The sequence below is a fragment of the Pseudomonas salomonii genome (genome assembly GCF_900107155.1).
Taxonomy (GTDB): Bacteria; Pseudomonadota; Gammaproteobacteria; order Pseudomonadales; family Pseudomonadaceae; genus Aquipseudomonas; species Aquipseudomonas salomonii.
On sequence record NZ_FNOX01000002.1, the window covers coordinates 665,156 to 683,241 of the forward strand.

The following is an 18,086-nucleotide window of genomic DNA, read 5'->3' on the forward strand; positions in this document are numbered from 1 at the left end:
CAATCACCGCCCTCACCCACTCTCCCAAGGAACCACCATGTCCGGGCTTGAACTGTTCGCCGCCGCCCTGGGGGTGATCGCTGTCTGGCTGACGGTCAAACAAAACCCTTGGTGCTGGCCCATCGGGCTGGTGATGGTGCTGCTCTACACCTGGGTGTTCTTCGACGTAAAACTCTACTCCGACATGCTCCTGCAAGTGGTCTACGCCGGCCTGCAACTCTATGGCTGGTGGCAATGGACCCGCGCCGGTGAGGTCAAGCAGGGCCGCCAGGTCACAAGCCTGGGCTGGCCCGCGATCATGGTCAGCCTCGCCGTCGGCGCCGTGTTCAGCGCGCTGCTCGGCGCCGCCATGGCCCACTGGACCGATGCCGCGCAACCCTGGCTGGATGCCGCCCTCACCGGTTTCAGCCTGGTGGCGCAAATGTGGATGGCGCAAAAACGCGTGCAATGCTGGGCGCTGTGGATCGCCGTGGACGTGATCTTTGTCGGCCTGTTCCTCTACAAAGGCCTGTACCTCACCGCCGCGCTGTATGCACTGTTCACCGTGATCGCCGTGCAGGGCTGGCGTGAATGGCGCGCCGACCCGGCGTTGCACGCATGAAAGTAGTGGTACTGGCCGGCCCCGAATCCAGCGGCAAAAGCTGGCTGGCCGCGCAACTGCACGCCCGCTTCGGTGGGCTGATGGTGGGTGAATACGTGCGCTATTTCATCGACCATCACCAGCGCGACACCACCCTGGCGGACATCCCGGCCATCGCCCGTGGCCAACTGGCCTGGGAAGACGCCGCCCGCGCCGAGCAGCCTCACCTGCTGATCCTCGACACGAACCTGCTGACCAACAAGCTCTGGAGCCAGACCCTGTTCGGTGACTGCCCGGCGTGGCTGGATGACGAGCTGCTGGCCCGCCATTACGACCTGCACCTGCTGCTGTCCCCCGAGGACGTGGAATGGAGCGCCGACGGCCAGCGCTGCCAGCCTGAACTGGCCGATCGACGGGTGTTCTTCCAGGGCAGCCTGGACTGGATCGAACAGCACCAACAACCCGCCCTGGTGATACGTGGCGACTGGGAAGCACGCCGCGCCACAGCCTTTGAGGCGGTCGAGCAACTGCTTGCCCAGCCGCGTCAAGGGCAATGTCTAACGCCTCAGTAGCCCAAGGACAAACCGGTGTTACGACGCGGGTCGTTCGCCCCGTAGAAACGGTTGTTGCCCACCGGCTTGCCGCCCAGCGAAGGCGCGCCCACCAGGATCGCCGCCAAGTGGTTGGCATCCTGGGGACCGGCAAACTTATGGCCCCAGCTTTCCAGAATCTTCTGGGTGTCCGGGCTCACCGCGAAGGTTTCCAGGTTGGTGGTCTCAGGCATCCACTGCTGGTGGAAACGCGGCGCGTCCACGGCTTCCTGGATGTTCATTTTGTAGTCGATGACATTGAGGATGGTCAGCAACGTCGCGGTGATAATCCGGCTGCCGCCCGGCGTACCGACCACCATTACCGCCTTGCCATCCTTGGTGACGATGGTCGGGCTCATTGATGACAACGGCGCCTTGCCCGGTGCGATAGCGTTGGCTTCGCCCTGCACCAACCCGTACATGTTCGGCACGCCGACCTTGACGGTGAAGTCGTCCATTTCATCGTTGAGGATCACCCCGGTTTTGCTCGCCATCACGCCGGCACCGAACCAGTCGTTGAGGGTGTAGGTCACGGACACCGCGTTGCCCCACTTGTCGACGATGGAATAGTGGGTGGTGTTGTTGCCTTCATGGGGCGACACACCTGGCTTGATCGCCTGGGAATCCCCGGCTTTCTGCGGTTCGATGGCGGCGCGCAGCTTGGCGGCGTAGTCCTTGTCCAACAGGTGCGCAATGGGGTTCTTGACGAAATCCGGGTCGCCCAGGTAGCTGTTGCGGTCCACGTAGGCGTGACGCATGGCTTCGATCTGGTAGTGCAGGCCCTGGGCCGAGTGATAACCCAGGTCGGCCATCGGGTAGCCTTCGAGGATGTTCATGATCTGGCAGATCACCACGCCGCCGGAGCTGGGCGGCGGCGCCGAGACCACGTGGTAGCCACGGTAGTCGCACTCGATGGGCGCCAGCTCGCGGGTCTTGTACTTGTCGAGGTCGGCCTGGGTGATGATGCCCTTGCCGGCCTGGCTGGAGTCCACCAGCGCCTTGGCGACCCAGCCTTTATAGAAGCCGTCGGTGCCCTTGGCGGAGATTTCCTTGAGGGTCTTGGCCAGGTCTTTCTGCACCAGCTTCTGGCCGACCTGCATCGGCTGGCCGTTGTGCAGGAAGATCCCGCGCAGGTCCTTGTCTTTTTCAAACTCGCCGGTGGCGGTGTGCAGCAGGTCGATATCGCCCTGCTCCAGTTCAAAGCCGTTTTCGGCCAGTTTGATCGCCGGGGCAATCACCTGGGCGCGCTTGAGGGTGCCGTATTTGTTCAGCGCGGTTTCCATGCCGGATACGGTGCCGGGTACGCCGACGGCCAAGTGGCCCTTGGCGCTGAGGCCGTCGATGACCTTGCCGTCTTTGTCCAGGTACATGTCGGCGGTGGCTGCCAACGGGGCTTTTTCACGGAAGTCGAGGAAGGTCTTGCGCCCATCTGCCAGTTGCACGGTCATAAAGCCGCCGCCGCCGAGGTTGCCCGCTGCCGGGTACACCACGGCCAGCGCATAGCCCACGGCAACCGCCGCATCCACCGCGTTGCCGCCGGCCTTGAGCACCTCCACGCCGACATGAGTGGCCAAATGCTGGGCGGTCACCACCATGCCATTTTCACCGGCCACCGGGGCCTGTGACGCGGCTTGCACACCGCTGACCGTCAGCACCAGCGCAGTGGCAATCAGGGTACGGCTGAAGGGTTGGTATTTCATCCATGGCTACTCTATTTATTGCGGTGCACCAAAATAGCCCGACTCGAATCCAATCCCCAGCGCAATGGCGTTTTTATTACAGAACTTGTCGGTCATAGAACGGGCTCGAAAAAGCCCATGCTATATTTCGCGCCCAGACTGGCGGCAAGGCGCTTTGTGATGGCGATCAAAAAGACCGGGATTCGGGCGCAACAGGCCGACCAGACACGTGCGCGCATCTTGCAGGCGGCGGTCAAGGTGTTCACCCGCGACGGCTATTCCGGTGGGCGCGTCGACACCATTTCCAAGGCCGCGGAATCCAACGACCGCATGCTTTATTACTATTTCGGCAGCAAGGAACACTTGTTCGTCTGTGTGCTGGAACAGGTCTACGAACAGTTCAATAAAGCCGAAAGCACACTCAAGCTGGACCTGGGCGACCCCGTGCAAGCCTTGCGTGAACTGGTGGCCTTTATCTGGAGCTACTACGTCAAGCACCCCGAGTTCGTGGCGATCCTGAGCATCGAGAACCTGCACCAGGGTAAACATGCCCGGCAGTCGGGTGAGATGCGCAGGCTGTCGGGCGAAGCGGTTGGCGTGTTACGCCCGATCATCGAAGCCGGCCAGACCCAGGGTGTGTTTCGCCAGGACATCGACCTCAAACACGTGTATTTGATGATTGCCTCGCTGTGCTACTTCTATAACTCCAACCGCCACACCCTCAGTTCATTCCTCGGTGAAGATTTGGCGGACAAGGGACAGCAGCAGGATTGGCTGGGGTTTATCAGTGACTTGGTGCTGCGGGGTGTAACGCCGATTTCCCGGTAGAAACCGGTTCATCCTGTGGGAGCGGGCTTGCTCGCGAATGCGGTGGGCCAGTGACAGATAAATTGACTGACCCACCGCATTCGCGAGCAAGCCCGCTCCCACAGTTTTAACCGCGTCCTGTCAGTGAGTGCCAGGGTTGGCGCGCAGGTGCGCGACCTTTTGTTCCAGGCCCTTCCACTGCGGCGCATTGGGTGCAAAGCGCGTGCGCAGGTAGGCCACCAGATCCGCTACCTGGTTATTCGACAGGCTGTCCTTGAACCCCGGCATATACCCCAGGTCCTGGGTCGCCGGGTTACTGATGCCTTGCAAAATCACCTGGATCAAATTATCCGGCTGATCGCTGAACACGTTGGTATTGCTCGCCAATGACGGGCTCACCCCAAACAGCTTCGGCCCCAGGCCATCGGCGTGACAGGCCTTGCACGAACCTTCGAATACACGTCGGCCATTGGGGTTCGCAACAGTCGCAACCTGGACTTGCGCCTCGGCAGTTGCCTCGCCCTTGAGCGACGCCAGGTACACCGCCATCGCACGAATATCGGCCTTGGGCAGCTTTGCCAACTCACTCACCACCGGCCCCATCGGGCCTGCCGCCACGCCGTGGGCATCGGAGTAGCCAGTGCTCAGGTAAGTAAATAATTGATCTTCGGTCCACGGCGTCGGTGCCTTGGACAGGCCCGTCAACGCCGGTGCCTCCCAGCCATCGACCACGCCCCCGGCAAGGAAGGATTTGCCGCCCTTCTGCGCCCCCATCAGGTTGCGCGGCGAGTGGCACGCGGCGCAGTGCCCCAGGCCATTGACCAGGTAATTGCCGCGATTCCACTGCGCGCTGCGCTCAGGCCGTGGGGTGATTTCACCCCGCCGCAGGTTCAGTGCATTCCAGCCCGCCATCAACGGCCGGAAATTGAACGGAAAGCGCATGGCATTCGGCGTCGGCGCCTGGCTCACCGGCGCCTGGGACATCAGGTAGGCATACAGCGCCTGCATGTCCGCCTCATTGATATTGCGAAACGCGGTATAGGGAAACGCCGGGTACAGGTTGCGCCCATCGCGGCCAATGCCGTCACGCATCGCCCGCTCGAATGCCGGGTACGACCAGGCGCCGATGCCGGTTTTCACGTCTGGGGTGATATTGCTGCTGTACAGCGTGCCGAACGGCGTTTGCATGGCCAGGCCGCCGGCATTCGCGGCGCCACCCGGCGCGGTATGGCACACCGCGCAATCGCCCACCGCCGCCAGCAAGCGCCCGCGTTCGAGGGTAGCCTTGGACCAGGTGCCCGCGCCGGGCGGCGCGATCGGTGCGATTTCGTTGTGAAACGGCCAGGCCGTCGCCATCAGCGCCCCCAAGGTGGCAAACAACGCACCGAACCACCACTTCCTGCGTTTTTCCGGCGACTTGGCAGGCTCACCAAGGGTGCCGGCGTTCAGCGCCGCCAACACCCGCTCGGGCGTTATCGGCAACTCGCGAAAACGAATACCGGTGGCGTCATAGATCGCATTGGCAATCGCCGCCGCACTCGGCACCGAGGCCGACTCACCGGCGCCCATGGGCGGCTGGTCCTGGCGCGGCATCATCAGCACGTCGATCTGCGGCACTTCGGGGAAGGTCAGGATCGGGTAGCCGCCCCACTCCTTGCTCGCCACCGTCGACTCTTCAAAGGTCACCCGCTCCTTGAGCACACGGCTGGTGGACTGGATCACATTGCCGTGGATCTGATGCTGCACGCCCGCCGGGTTGATCATCATCCCCGAGTCATGGCCGATCACCACCCGCGTCACCGACACATCGCCGGTGTGTTTGTCGATCGCCACGTCCGCCACCCATGCCGCCCACGCCGCGCCGAAGCCGGGGAACTTGCTGTGGATATAGCGCGCATAGGCAAAGCCGCGACCGCGCAACAGGTGGTCATCGCTGGCGGTTTGCATCGGCGCCGTGCGCGGCGCCCAGTTGGCCCGTTCGGCGGTGGATTTGACCAGGTCGATGGCGCGCTCGTCCTTGAGGTAGCGCAGGCGGTATTCCACCGGGTCGACGCCCGCAGCGAAGGCCAACTCATCGATATAGGATTCATGCGCAAAGGTGTTGGGCAACGCCGATACGCCGCGCATCCACGAGGCGCGCACGATGGGCGCCATGTCGTTGATGGTCACGCGCATATTGTCGATGGCGTAGGGCGGAATCGAGGTGCGGTCGCCCATCTCGAACATCGCCGCCACCGGCTCCACGCGGCCAGTGAGCAACAGCGCCAGGGTCGGCGCGCCGTTGGACGGGTAGCTGGTTTCAAAATCATAGGCGGCAATGCTGCCGTCGGCGTTGAGCCCGCCGTCCACGTCCATCAACTGCGCGGTGCCCTTGGGTTCCCACAGGTGTTCCTGTTCGCGGGTCAGTTGCACCCGCACCGGCTTGCCCACGGCGCGCGACAACAGCAACGCATCGGCGCACACATCGTCCGCACAGTTACGCCCGTAACAGCCGGCGGCTTCCATGCGGATCACGTCGATCAACGCTTCGTCGCATTCCAGCAACCACGCCAAGTCGGCGCGCAGCAGGTGCGGGTTCTGGCTGCCGGACCACACGCGGCTGCCGGTTGCTTGATAGTCCGCCACGCCACACGAAGGCCCGATCGAGCCATGCATCTGGTACGGCCACAAATAGCTGCGCGGCATGCGCTGGCTGGCGCCCGCCAGGGCTTCGTCGACATGGCCCTGGTCGAGCACCGTGCGGCGTACCCGTGGGTTGTCGCGGATGGCTTGCTCGACATCACGCATGTCCGGCAAGGCGTTGTTCCACGGCTTCCAGTGCACCTGGAGTGCGTGGGCGGCCTTGATCGCCTGTTCTTCGCGCAACGCCACCACACCGACAAAATCGCGAATCACCACCACCGCGACAATGCCGGGGATATGCGCGATGGACGCCTCATCCACACTCAGCAGGCTGTTGCCGACAAAATCGCCGCAGTCGAGCCCGGCATACGGTGGGCGGACCACGCGGCCATGGAGCATGTCCGGCACACGCATGTCGTGCACATAGGTCAGCTCGCCGGTGGCCTTGCCGGGGATATCCACGCGCGCGGCGTCCTTGCCGACCAGGCGATAATCCTCGACGGGTTTTAACGGCGCCTCGCCGCTGATGCGCAGCTGATCATGCTGGCCGCTGACCAACTCGCCGTAGGTGGTGGTGCGCCCGTCGGCGGCATGCACAACCCCGGCTTCAACCTTGAGGCTGCCGGTGCTCACGCCCCAGCGCCCCGCTGCGCGCGCGAGCAAAAAGCGCCGTGCTTCGGCAGCCGCGTTACGCAGCGGGACCGCCGAAATCTGCAAGGTCGCACTGGCGATGGTGGCGCCCTGGTTGGGCGCGCGCTCGGTATCGCCCAGCACCATCTTGACCTGCTGCAGGTTCAGGTCCAACTCCTCGGCCACAATCTGCGCCAGCGAGGTGCGAATGCCGGTGCCCAGGTCCACATGGCCGTTGAAGGCATACACCAGGCCGTCATCGTTTACCGCGATGAACAACCCCAGTTCCCTGGGTTTAACGGTGGGTGTGCCGCCCTTGGCCACCGGGCCTGAAGGTGGCAGCACATCATCAACAATCAATAACACGCCAGCCTTGGCCAGCCATTGCTCACGGGACATATCCGTCATGGTCGGCCCTCCACACTAATAAGGCGCGCGGCACGCAGCACGGCGCGCAGGATTTCGATATGGGTGCCGCAACGGCACAGGTTGCCCGACAGCTCATTGCGCACCTGGGCTTCGCTGGGGTTGGGGTTGCGGTCGAGCAACGCCTTGGCGGTCATGATCATGCCGTTGAGGCAATAGCCGCACTGCGCCGCCTGCTCATCGATAAAGGCTTGCTGCACCGGGTGCGGCGCCTGGCGGGTGCCGAGGCCTTCGAGGGTGACGATCTCGCGCCCGGTTGCACCCGCCAGTGGAAACACGCACGAACGCGCCGCCACGCCATCAATGATCACGGTGCAGGCACCGCACTCGCCCAGGCCGCAGCCGTACTTGGGGCCGTTGAGTTGCAGGTCATTGCGCAGCACCAGCAGCAGCGGCGTATCCGCCATGGCACTGACTTCGCGGGTGTGGCCGTTGACCTTGAGACCAACGGTGATGGGTGGGCTGATCATTCGCTTCGCCTGTATCAGTTGATGAAGCAACCACTACACGAAACAGTCAAAAAAAAGCGTCGCGGATGTGGGGCCTCGCGACACACTTGACACGTGAAGTGACTACTACATGAACTCAGAGCAAAAACGATGCCAGCGCCGTTTTATTCCTGCGGGTCGTCGATCATCTTGCGCAGCAGGAACAGCACCGCCACCCGCTCTGCGGGGTTGAGGTTGCTCATGGTCAGCTCGCTGATCTGCGCGGCGCGCGGCGCGGTGTGCGTGACCAGTTCAGCGCCGGCTGGCGACAGGTCGACCACCACTTTGCGTTTGTCCTGGGGATCCGGCTCCAGGGTAATCAGCGCCTTGCTCTTGAGCCGCTCGACGATACCGCGAATGGTCGCCTGGTCGACGGCCGTGGCCTTGACCAGCTCGGTGAGGGAACTTGCACCCTGATCGCGCAGCGCACACAGGGTGACGAACTGCACGGCGGTGAGCTGCGAGTCGCCGACATTCTGCTGAAAGATCGCCAAGTGGCGCTGGTAGGCCTTGCGCAGCAGGTGGCCAACTTGTTCAGAGAAAACGTAGGAATCAGGCACGGCGTGGCTCGGTGGGTGATTGGCGATGGTGGGCATGATGGCGGGGATGTGCGAATCACTCAAGGATCTAGCTGAAGAAACACATTCACATTGTGGGAGCGGGCTTGCTCGCGAATGCGTCTATTCAGTCAACATCTTCGGTGACTGACACACCGCATTCGCGAGCAAGCCCGCTCCCACATTTGGCTCTTTAGTGTGCCAGGGAGGCTGATGGTGCAACGACATCGCCGCCGATCACCACCGCCTCATCATCCAGGTACACATCACAATTTCGCAGTGGAATATCCATATGGCACGGCGTCTTGCGCGTGCCGCCCACTTCGGTATTCGGCCCGGTGGAGAACAGGAAGTTGCCGTAGAACGCCCGTGCATCCATGCACATGCCGTCGTTTTTGTCGTGCAGGCCCATGGCCGTCCACTGCGCCTTGGGCTGCAAGCCCCAGCCGATATGGGAGATGCCGTACACCTCCGGGTCATTGAAATACTTCATGTAATCGCGCAGGTACTCGGCCTCGAAACCACCGTGGATTCTGGTGATAAAGCCCTTCTCGATCTCCAGGGTGATCGTCTCGCGGGTGTAGGTCTTGAACGGCAGCAGGATGTCGCCGATATCCAGCACCAGCACGCCCTCGGCGGTTTCTTCGTTGGGCCAGGAGAACAAAAAGCCACTCGGCCAATGGTCCCAGCGCCCTGGCTCATCGGCAAAACCGTACTCGGTGACCGACGGGTATTGGCCCAGTGCGGCGCGAAAATCACTGCCGGCGCGGGATTTGACGTGGATCGAGCGGGCCTTTTTCAGCAACTGCTCGGCCGCCAGCACACGCACCTTGTCGGCTTCGGTGGGCAACATGCGCGCCAGCACTTCCGGCGGTTCCACGGCCAGCAGGATGCGCGTGCCGGTCTTGAGGATCTGCTCCTGCTCCGGCGAGTGCAGCAGCATCATGGTGTCGACGATCAGGTCGGCGGCCTCCAACGCGCGCTGGGCGGCGATATTGCCGGTGAGCGCGGTGTCGCCGCAATAGGCGGTCATGTCGTTGCCCATGGCCTTGGGATGGTTGAACGACGGCAATTCCACCGCATACACCTTGGCCCCCAGGCGCTGCGCCGCGTCCATCGCAGCACGCACGGTGCGCGGGTCGGAGTAATGGCTCTTGAGCACGGCGACGCTCTGGGTCGGGTCAACCTTCGACAGTTTCAACACGTGCTCAAACATCTGGGTGAGTTCGCAATCGCTTACCGGCATTTTCCTGTCTCCTGTGGGGCTGCACCAAGTTCAAGCATCACGCTTCACTCCGGTGCATTTTTATAGTGTGTACACCAATTAAAAACGATAAGACCCGAATTTAAGACGAACTGCAAGTGGTGCACCAAAACGTTACCAACCCACACAAACCCTACAGATAAAGGCCAAAAACCGTTACAGAGGATAAATACGGTCAAACAATAAAATTTTAAATGCAGGCTTCCCATTTCAAAAAATGAGCGTATACACTTTAAAAACCTTGCGGACAGATGCCGCCAAAATCAAAAAGAGAGAGGTTTACGCCCCATGGGAAGCACACAGAAAATCGCCATCGTCGGTGCCGGCCTGGGCGGCGCGGCGGCGGCCACCCTGCTGCAGCAAGCCGGTTTCGACGTCGATATCTACGAACAGGCGCCGGAGTTTTCCCGCTTGGGTGCAGGCATCCACATGGGGCCCAACATCATGAAAATCTTCCGCCGCATGGGCATCGAAAAACAGCTGGACCTGATGGGCTCGCACCCCGAGCACTGGTTCAGCCGTTGCGGCGAAAGCGGTGACTACCTCTCGCGCATCCCACTCACCGGCTATGGCGCCTCCTACATCACCGTGCACCGTGGCGACTTGCACGCATTGCAAATGTCGACCCTCAAACCCGGCACCCTGCACTTCAACAAGCGTCTGGAAAGCCTCGAAGAAACCGATACCCAAGTGCGCCTGACCTTCGCCGACGGCGAAGTGACCTACGCCGACATCGTGATCGGCGCCGACGGCATCAACTCCAGGATCCGCGAAGAGCTGCTCGGCGTGGAAAAACCGTTGTACAGCGGCTGGGTCGCGCACCGTGCGCTGATCCGTGGCGACCAGTTGGCCAAGTACGACTTGAAGTTCGAAGACTGCATCAAGTGGTGGACCGAGGACCGCCACATGATGGTCTACTACACCACCGGCAAGCGCGACGAGTACTACTACGTGACCGGCGTGCCCCATGCCGAATGGGACTTCCAGGGCGCGTTCGTGGACAGCAGCCGCGAAGAGATGTTCGACGCGTTCAAGGGCTACCACCCCACCGTGCAGGCGCTGATCGAGTCCACCGAAAGCGTGACCAAATGGCCGCTGCGCAACCGTAACCCGTTGCCGCTGTGGAGCCGTGGCCGCCTGGTGTTGCTGGGCGACGCCTGCCACCCGATGAAACCGCACATGGCCCAGGGCGCCGGCATGGCCATCGAAGACGCGGCCATGCTCACCCGCTGCCTGCAGGAAACCGGCATCAGCGACTACCGCACGGCGTTCCAGCTCTACGAAGCCAACCGCAAGGAACGCGCGTCCCGCGTACAAGCGGTGTCCAACGCCAACACCTGGCTGCGCACCCAGGAAGACCCGGCCTGGGTCTACGGTTATGACCTGTACGCCCAGGAGCTGAAATCGGGGGTGGCCGCGTGAGTACCTTTCTGTTCGGCGCCCATGTGCAAGCCAATGGCATTCGCCAGCACTACCTGCGCTACGGCGGCAAAGGCCCGGCCCTGATTTTGATCCCGGGCATCACCAGCCCGGCGATTACCTGGGGTTTTGTGGCTGAGCGCCTTGGCGCCCGGTTCGACACTTACGTGCTGGATGTGCGCGGGCGCGGTTTGTCGTCCACCGGGCCGCAATTGGACTACAGCGCAGACACCTGCGCCGAGGACATCGGCGCGTTTGCCGATGCGCTTGGGCTCGATAGCTACGACCTGGTCGGCCACTCCATGGGCGCGCGGTTTGCCGCGCACAGCGCGGTCATGCACCCCCAGGGCGTCAACCGCGTGGTGCTGATCGACCCGCCTGTGTCCGGCCCCGGCCGGCGTGAATACCCCAGCAAGCTGCCATGGTACGTCGACTCGATCCGCCAATCGCTGGTCGGCATGGACGCTGATGCGATGCGCGCCTTCTGCGCCACCTGGACCGTCGAGCAACTGCAGCTGCGCGCCGAGTGGCTGCACACCTGTTATGAGCCGGCCATCGTGCGTGCCTTCAACGACTTCCACACGGTCGACTTCCACCAGCACCTGCCCAAGCTCAAGGCCCCTGCCCTGTTGATGGTGGCCGGGCGCGGCGGCGTGATCCTCGACGAAGACATCGCCGAAATCCAGAACCTGCAGCCCGCGCTCCAGGTCGCCCACGTGCCGAACGCCGGGCACATGATTCCGTGGGATGACCTTGAGGGCTTTTTTGCCGCCCTCGACGGCTTCCTCACACAACAATAAGGACGCCACCCATGCTTAAGCCTTACCGCATCGGCCAGATCGTGCCGAGCTCCAACACCACCATGGAAACCGAGATCCCGGCGATGCTTAATGCGCGCCAGGCAATCCGCCCCGAACGCTTTACCTTTCACTCCAGCCGCATGCGCATGAAGCAGGTGCGCAAGGAAGAACTGGCGGCCATGGACGGCGAGTCCGACCGTTGCGCCATCGAGCTGTCCGACGCCAAGGTCGACGTGCTGGGTTATGCGTGCCTGGTGGCAATCATGGCCATGGGTCTGGGTTATCACCGCAATTCCGAACAGCGCTTGCGTAAAGCCACCGCAGACAACGATGCCAACGCGCCGGTGATCACCAGCGCCGGCGCCTTGATCGAAGGCTTGAAAGTGATGGGCGCCAAGCGCATCGCCATCGTCGCGCCGTACATGAAGCCGCTGACCGAGCTGGTGGTGAACTACATCCGCGAAGAAGGCTTTGACGTGGTGGACTGGCGCGCCCTGGAGATCCCCGACAACCTCGAAGTGGCGCGCCACGACCCGGCCAACTTGCCGGCGATCGTCGCCGGCATGAACCTGGAAGGCGTGGACGTGATCGTGCTTTCGGCCTGCGTGCAGATGCAGTCGCTGCCGGTGGTGGCCAAGGTTGAAGCGCAAACCGGCAAACCGGTGCTCACCGCCGCCATCGCCACCACTTACGCGATGCTCAAGGCCTTGGACCTGGAGCCTGTCGTGCCCGGCGCCGGCGCCTTGCTGTCCGGCGCTTACTGAGGAGTTTTACGATGAGCGAACAATCCGCCGACGCCAACTACCAGGGCGTCTGGGGCAATCGCATCGGCTTCGGCAAAAAATCCGCGCTGCTGATGATCGACTTTATGCAGGGCTACACCACCGAAGGCGCGCCGTTGTATGCCCCTGAAGTGGTGGTGGCCGTGGCTGAAAGCGTCGAGCTGCTGGCCACTGCTCGCCAGCACGGGATTACGGTGGTGCACACCAATATCCGCTACCATCCCGGCCATTTCGCCGATGGCGGTATCTGGGTCAAGAAAGCCCCGGTGATGAAAGACATGGTCGAGGGCAACCCGCTCGCCGCGTTCTGTATCGAGGTGTTGCCCCAGGCAAATGAAGTGGTGATCACCAAGCAGTACGCCAGCGCCTTCTTCGGCAGCAGCCTGGCCCCGATGCTGCACGCCCAAGGCATCGACACCGTGGTGCTGGCCGGCTGTTCCACCAGCGGCTGCATCCGCGCCACCGCCGTGGATGCGGTACAGCATGGGTTTCGCACCATCGTCGTACGCGAATGCGTCGGCGACCGACACCCGGCGCCCCATGCAGCCAATCTGTTCGACATCGACAGTAAGTATGGCGATGTGGTGAGCAAGCAGGAGGCGATGAGCAAGTTCAAGGAGTAATAAGGATTCAACAGGAACCACGACAACGAGCGTGGTCCGGAAAAACTGAGCGCCCCACCTTGGAATGCAATTGAATGTGGGAGCGGGCTTTCTCGCGAAGGCAATGTGTCAGTCATAGAGATGACACCTGATACACCGCTTTCGCGAGCAAGCCCGCTCCCACACTTGATCACCTCCAACAGGGACACCTCAATCTTCTGTCACTGCCTTTGGACGTCGCTTCTACAGCACTCCAAAGTGCTGGAAAAAAGCGGCTGTATAAAAACCATAAGTCACCGCCAGGAGACACCCCCAATGCCCATTGCGAATGCAGCACCCGCGACTACGGTCGCCGACCCCGTTACCACGCTTTACCACAAGATCACCTGGAAGCTGATTCCGTTCCTGTGTTTCTGCTACCTGGCCGCCTACCTGGACCGTATCAACATCGGCTTCGCCAAGTTGCAGATGCTTGACCAGCTGCACTTCAGCGAAACCGCGTTCGGCCTGGGGGCCGGCTTGTTTTTCGTCGGCTATATCATCTTTGAAGTGCCCAGCAACCTGGTACTTGAACGGGTCGGCGCGAAGATCTGGATCGCACGCATCATGATCACCTGGGGCCTGCTCTCGGCCTGCACCATGCTGGTTACTTCCACCACCCAGTTCTACATCCTGCGCTTTCTGCTCGGCGCCGCCGAAGCGGGCTTTTTGCCGGGCGTTTTGTATTACCTGACCACCTGGTTCCCGACGCACCGACGCGGGCGCATCATCGCGCTGTTCATGATCGGCCTGCCGTTGTCCAGCGTCATCGGCGGCCCGCTGTCAGGCTGGATCATGGGCCACTTCGACAACCTGGGCGGCCTGCATGGCTGGCAGTGGCTGTTCCTGATCGAGGCGGTGCCCAGCGTCCTGCTCGGCGTGCTGACCTTCTGGGCATTGCCCAATTCCTTTCAGCAGGCCAAATGGCTGTCGGACGAAGAAAAAGCCTTGCTGGAAAGCGAACTGCGCAAGGACGACGCCGACGCCACCGGCAGCAAGCACAGCTTCCGTGACGGTTTCTTCAACCTCAAGGTGTGGATGCTCGGCGGCATCGACTTTTCGATCCTGCTCAGCGCCTACGCCATGGGGTTCTGGATGCCGACCTTCATCCGCAACGCCGGGGTGACCGACACCTTCCACATCGGCGTGCTGACTGCATTGCCCAGCGTTGCGGCGCTGCTGGGCATGCTGCTGATCGGCGCCAGCTCCGACAAACACCGCGAACGCCGCTGGCACATCATCGTGCCGTTCTTCATCGGCGCAGCGGCGATGGCCACCAGTACGTTCTTTACCCATAGCGTGGTTGCCACCGTGTTGCTGTTCGCCATCGCGTCAGCCGCCATCATCGGCGCCGTGCCGGTGTTTTTCAGCCTGCCGGCAACCTTCCTCAAAGGCACCGCAGCGGCCACCGGCTTTGCCCTGGCCTGTTCGCTGGCGAATATCGCAGGCCTGGTCAGCAACTCGTTGATGGGGGTCGCGATCGACGTCACCGGCAGCAGTGCGGGTGCCTTGTGGTTTTTCGCCGGCTGCCTGATTCTCAGCAGCTTCCTGGTCATCGCCTTGCCGGCGAAACTGGTGAACCGTTAATAACAACAATTTTTTGCGGATGAATCACCTTGCCTACGAAGCAGAAGCAGAAATTCCGGGATGGCTATGTCAACCTGGTGACGCTGCCAACACCCGTAAAACCCTGACGGTTTGAAGCAGAACATGATCTAAATGTGGGAGCGGCGGTGCGACGATTCGCGAGCAACCCCGCTCCCACCTTTTACGGGTGACATGCCTGCAGTATCTGCCGCAGCTTCACCGCCAGCTCAGTGGCCTGTTCCGCCGTCGCCACATTGGTAAAGCCCATCAACACACCCTGTGCACCTCCCGGCTCAAGGGTCCAAGACGACAAGGCGTTAACCGCCAACCCCGCCTCATTGGCGGCCTTGGCAACCACACGATCCGGCACGGGCACCCGCAACCGCGCCAACAGGTTAATCCCCCCGGCCTGTTCATCCACGCGTAAAAAATCCGCGCAATGCAGTTGCAACGCCACCACCAAAAAGCCCCTTCGCAACGCATACAACTGACGCATCTTCTTCAAGTGCCGGGTGAAGTGGCCCTGCTCGAGAAAATCCGCCGCCGTCAGCTGCAACAACTGCGCACCGCGCTGCTGCAAGGCCTCGGCGCTGCGCCCGAACACCTCCACCAACGCCGCCGGCACCACCAGATAGCCCAAGCGCAAGCCCGGAAACAGCATCTTGCTGAAGCTCCCGGCATGGATCACCCGGTCGTGCACGTCCTGGCTCTTGAGCGCCGCCAATGGCTGGCCCTGGTAGCGAAACTCACTGTCGTAATCATCCTCCAGCACCCAACTGCCCTGCGCTTGCGCCCAGGCCAGCAACGCCTGGCGCCGCGCCAGGCTCAACGCCACACCCAGCGGGCTCTGGTGGGCCGGCGTGACGATCGCCAATCGCGCCTGCGGTTCACGCTGAATGCCCTGCGCCACATCCAGGCCATCACGGTCGACCGGTACCGGCACCAGCTCAACCCCTTGATGGAGCAACAACTGCCGCGCATGCACATACCCCGGGTCTTCGTACCAGCAGCGCTGCCCGGCCATCTGCAGCGCGTCGCACATCAGGGTCAGGGAGCCGGCATACCCCGAACAGATAAATACCTGTTGGGGGGTGCATTCCACGCCCCGGTACAGCGCGAGATAACTGGCAATCGCGACGCGCAACGCCTGGGCGCCGCGCACGTCGCCCATGGCCAGGCTGTCGGCGTCGGTGCGGCGTACCTGCTGGGTGACCAGTCGCGCCCAGAGCTTGCGCGGGAAGGCATCCAGCGCCGGCTGGCCCATTTGCAAGGCTGGCGGCGCCGATGTCGGCGGCGGTGAGGCCGGCTGGGGCTTCATCGCCACCTGCGGCAATGTCCGCGCAATCACAGTGCCCGCCTGCCCACGCGCCTCGAAAAAACCCTCGCTGACCAGCAACTGGTAAGCCGCCTCCACGGTCCCGCGGGCGATCTTGAGTTCCAGCGCCAGGCTGCGCACCGACGGCACCCGATCACCGGGGCCGAGTTGGCCCTGGTCGATGGCCAGGCGGAAGCGCCGGTAGATTTCCTGATATTTGGGCAATGACGACATCACAAGGGGCTCGGCAGGACGACAAGGTGGAGTCTGATCATGTCCCAATCCACTTGTCCAATCATGCCCCTGTCGAGCGACCCGGCCACCACCGAAAATGGCGCATCTCTTAACGCAACCCGAGGATCACCCATGAAACACCGTCTCGATTACGGCCACGCCGCCCCTGTTGGTTACAAGGCCCTGGGCGCCGTGCACAGCTATGTGCATGGCTGTGGCCTGGAGAAAGAACTGATTGAACTGGTGTACCTGCGGGTTTCGCAGCTCAATGGCTGCGCCTATTGCCTGGACTCCCATTCCCGCGACCTGCTCAAGCAAGGCGCAAGCCTGGAAAAGATCATGCTGCTGGCCGCCTGGCATGAAGCCTTGCCGTTGTTCACGGTGCGTGAACAAGCCGCCCTGGCCTGGGCCGAAGTGGTCACCCAGGTGGCGCAAACCCACGTGCCGGACGCCGATTACGCCGCCGTGGCCACGGTGTTCAACGACAAGGAAGTCGCCGACCTGACCCTGGCCATTTCCTTGATGAACGCCTTGAACCGCGTGGCCATCAGTTTTCGTAAGGTACCGGAGGCGATCAAGGCCCACCTGGTGAACCTCAATGACCAATGAGCACGTCGAGTTCGCCCTCATTGAAACCGAGGCCGACTGCATTGCAAGCTTTGCCGTGATGCAGCAACTGCGCCCGCACCTGACCGACGCCGCCCGTTTCGCCGCCCAGGTTCAGCGCCAGCGCCAGCACGGCTATCACCTGCTGGCCGCGCGTGAACACGGCAAGGTCATTGGCCTGGCCGGCTATCGCCTGTCGGAAAACACCCTGTACGGTGAGTTTATCTACGTCGATGACCTGGTGGTGGACGCCACCTTGCAGCGCCGTCGCCTGGGCGAGCAGTTGCTCGACCGGGTCCGCGCAGAAACCCGCGCCCGCGGTTATCGTTACCTGGTGCTGGACACCGGCCTGCATATGGCCCTGGCCCAGCGTTTCTACTTTCGCCAAGGCCTGCTGCCGCGAGGCATGCACTTTTCCCAGGACCTGAGCCAATGACCCGCGCCCTGCTCCTCAGTTTCAGCCCCCACGGCAAGGCCGCGCAGACCTTCAAGCTGGCCCGTGCCCTGCTCAACGACCTGGTGCCTGGCGCCGACGTCATCGAGCGCGACTACGGCAGCCAGGCGCTGGCGCCGCTGAGCCGGGAATACGCGAACGCACTCACCACCCCGGGCGGTTTGAGTGGCAGCGCCACGGCGTTGTCGGAACAGCTGATCGTCGAACTGGAAGCCTGCGACCTGTTGATCATCTGCACGCCGGTGCACAACTTCACCGTGCCGGCGGCGCTTAAGGTCTGGATCGACCATGTGGTGCGCATCCATCGCAGCTTTACCATCAATGCGCAGTTTGAAAAGGTCGGCCTGCTTGAGGATCGACGCACCTTTGTGCTGGTCAGCAGCGGCAATGCGCGCAAGGGTCATGAGCCGGACTTTCTCACGCCCTATATGACCACCATCCTGTCTACGGTGGGTATCCATTCGGTGGACTTCGTTTACCTGGGCGCCATGGTGCGCGGCGAAGAAGCGGTGGCCCGCGCCGTGGAACAGGCACACCGGCAGCTGTACGAAGCGATCCGCCCCAGCTGAATGCGGGGCACGCTTGAGTGCGCAGCTCGACTGGCC

At 62.4% G+C, this 18,086-nt stretch carries 17 protein-coding genes; 11 read left to right on the forward strand and 6 right to left on the reverse strand.

The annotated features are described in order from the left end of the window. Positions 1–37: 37 nt before the first annotated feature. Complete coding sequence (gene pnuC, locus BLV67_RS07050; RefSeq protein WP_056859884.1) at positions 38–601, forward strand: nicotinamide riboside transporter PnuC; 564 nt, start codon at positions 38–40, stop codon at positions 599–601. Beyond that, a complete protein-coding gene (locus BLV67_RS07055; protein ID WP_069787880.1) occupies positions 598–1,152 on the forward strand; it encodes an AAA family ATPase in 555 nt (184 codons plus the stop codon). The genes pnuC and BLV67_RS07055 overlap by 4 nt, the downstream gene beginning before the upstream one ends. Here BLV67_RS07055 and ggt read toward each other — a convergent pair. After that, a complete protein-coding gene (gene ggt / locus BLV67_RS07060; RefSeq protein WP_065911690.1) occupies positions 1,146–2,870 on the reverse strand; it encodes a gamma-glutamyltransferase in 1,725 nt (574 codons plus the stop codon). The two genes, BLV67_RS07055 and ggt, sit on opposite strands and share 7 nt — an antisense overlap. Before the next feature lie 159 nt (positions 2,871–3,029). Between ggt and BLV67_RS07065 the strand changes: the two genes are divergently transcribed. Further along, positions 3,030–3,677 carry a TetR/AcrR family transcriptional regulator gene (locus tag BLV67_RS07065; protein ID WP_069787881.1) on the forward strand — a complete coding sequence of 216 codons (648 nt, stop codon included), beginning with the start codon at positions 3,030–3,032 and terminating at the stop codon, positions 3,675–3,677. A gap of 120 nt (positions 3,678–3,797) precedes the next feature. Here BLV67_RS07065 and BLV67_RS07070 read toward each other — a convergent pair whose 3' ends face one another. The 4 genes from BLV67_RS07070 to BLV67_RS07085 form a co-directional block, all read right to left on the reverse strand. Beyond that, entirely contained in the window at positions 3,798–7,316 is a 3,519-nt protein-coding gene (locus BLV67_RS07070; RefSeq protein WP_069787882.1) for a molybdopterin cofactor-binding domain-containing protein, read from the reverse strand. Beyond that, positions 7,313–7,804: a (2Fe-2S)-binding protein gene (locus tag BLV67_RS07075; protein WP_065911696.1), complete on the reverse strand. Its 492-nt coding sequence runs from the start codon at positions 7,802–7,804 to the stop codon at positions 7,313–7,315. Before BLV67_RS07075 ends, BLV67_RS07070 begins: the two co-directional genes overlap by 4 nt. Positions 7,805–7,947: 143 nt before the next feature. Then, positions 7,948–8,382, reverse strand: a complete 435-nt coding sequence (locus BLV67_RS07080) for a MarR family winged helix-turn-helix transcriptional regulator (protein ID WP_083269425.1) — start codon at positions 8,380–8,382, stop codon at positions 7,948–7,950. 190 nt (positions 8,383–8,572) lie between these two features. Continuing rightward, a complete protein-coding gene (locus BLV67_RS07085) occupies positions 8,573–9,625 on the reverse strand; it encodes a 2,5-dihydroxypyridine 5,6-dioxygenase (RefSeq protein WP_069787884.1) in 1,053 nt (350 codons plus the stop codon). Between the two features lie 306 nt (positions 9,626–9,931). Here BLV67_RS07085 and BLV67_RS07090 point away from each other — a divergent pair, with 306 nt between their 5' ends. The 5 genes from BLV67_RS07090 to BLV67_RS07110 all read left to right on the forward strand — a co-directional run bounded on the left by BLV67_RS07090 (position 9,932) and on the right by BLV67_RS07110 (position 14,872). Beyond that, positions 9,932–11,065 carry an FAD-dependent monooxygenase gene (locus tag BLV67_RS07090; RefSeq protein WP_065911699.1) on the forward strand — a complete coding sequence of 378 codons (1,134 nt, stop codon included), beginning with the start codon at positions 9,932–9,934 and terminating at the stop codon, positions 11,063–11,065. Continuing rightward, a complete protein-coding gene (locus BLV67_RS07095; protein WP_065911700.1) occupies positions 11,062–11,862 on the forward strand; it encodes an alpha/beta fold hydrolase in 801 nt (266 codons plus the stop codon). Before BLV67_RS07090 ends, BLV67_RS07095 begins: the two co-directional genes overlap by 4 nt. 11 nt (positions 11,863–11,873) lie before the next feature. After that, positions 11,874–12,626 carry a maleate cis-trans isomerase family protein gene (locus BLV67_RS07100; RefSeq protein WP_058419668.1) on the forward strand — a complete coding sequence of 251 codons (753 nt, stop codon included), beginning with the start codon at positions 11,874–11,876 and terminating at the stop codon, positions 12,624–12,626. A gap of 11 nt (positions 12,627–12,637) precedes the next feature. Beyond that, positions 12,638–13,267, forward strand: coding sequence for an N-carbamoylsarcosine amidohydrolase (locus BLV67_RS07105; RefSeq protein ID WP_065911701.1), 630 nt, complete (start codon positions 12,638–12,640; stop codon positions 13,265–13,267). 294 nt (positions 13,268–13,561) lie between these two features. Beyond that, positions 13,562–14,872: an MFS transporter gene (locus BLV67_RS07110; RefSeq protein WP_069787885.1), complete on the forward strand. Its 1,311-nt coding sequence runs from the start codon at positions 13,562–13,564 to the stop codon at positions 14,870–14,872. Positions 14,873–15,053: 181 nt separating this feature from the next. Here the strand turns inward: BLV67_RS07110 and pdxR are convergent, their stop codons facing one another. After that, a complete protein-coding gene (gene pdxR, locus BLV67_RS07115) occupies positions 15,054–16,421 on the reverse strand; it encodes a MocR-like pyridoxine biosynthesis transcription factor PdxR (protein ID WP_069787910.1) in 1,368 nt (455 codons plus the stop codon). A 132-nt stretch (positions 16,422–16,553) separates the two neighbouring features. Here pdxR and BLV67_RS07120 point away from each other — a divergent pair, with 132 nt between their 5' ends. From BLV67_RS07120 to BLV67_RS07130, 3 genes are read left to right on the forward strand one after another with little or no spacing between them, the layout of a single operon-like run. Next, positions 16,554–17,030: a carboxymuconolactone decarboxylase family protein gene (locus BLV67_RS07120; protein WP_069787886.1), complete on the forward strand. Its 477-nt coding sequence runs from the start codon at positions 16,554–16,556 to the stop codon at positions 17,028–17,030. Next, positions 17,020–17,463, forward strand: coding sequence for a GNAT family N-acetyltransferase (locus BLV67_RS07125; protein WP_069787887.1), 444 nt, complete (start codon positions 17,020–17,022; stop codon positions 17,461–17,463). Before BLV67_RS07120 ends, BLV67_RS07125 begins: the two co-directional genes overlap by 11 nt. Next, positions 17,460–18,050: an FMN-dependent NADH-azoreductase gene (locus BLV67_RS07130; RefSeq protein ID WP_065911709.1), complete on the forward strand. Its 591-nt coding sequence runs from the start codon at positions 17,460–17,462 to the stop codon at positions 18,048–18,050. The genes BLV67_RS07125 and BLV67_RS07130 overlap by 4 nt, the downstream gene beginning before the upstream one ends. The last annotated feature ends 36 nt before the right edge of the window (positions 18,051–18,086 follow it).